This window comes from Photobacterium sp. R1, assembly GCF_054600795.1.
Genome location: NZ_BAAHZP010000494.1, coordinates 1 through 277 on the forward strand (window position 1 = coordinate 1; position 277 = coordinate 277).

At 41.5% G+C, this 277-nt stretch carries 1 protein-coding gene; it reads right to left on the reverse strand.

Annotated features, from left to right (window positions below; translation table 11 throughout):
• The coding region (locus tag ACYP03_RS26005) for a TetR/AcrR family transcriptional regulator (RefSeq protein WP_459782674.1) at positions 1–277 on the reverse strand (277 nt) is incomplete at both ends.

Here is a 277-nt window from a genome sequence, read left to right on the forward strand (position 1 = left end):
TGCAGTGACGCAAACCGTTTCAGATAAGCCACAATGTCCTCATACCCTGCTTTTTCATGCAGCAACTTATGAAGAGGAGGAAATGACACTTTCTTCAGGTAGTAATCCAAGGCTTCACTGAACAAGCTCGCTTTATCGGTATAAGTATTGTAAAGACTGAACCTGTTAATACCCAGACACTCAACCAGATCTGATACAGATGTATCCGCATAGCCTTTCAGCCAAAAGAGCTCCATTGCCTGAATAAGCTTTTCTTCTCTATCAAAATTTTTGGTCC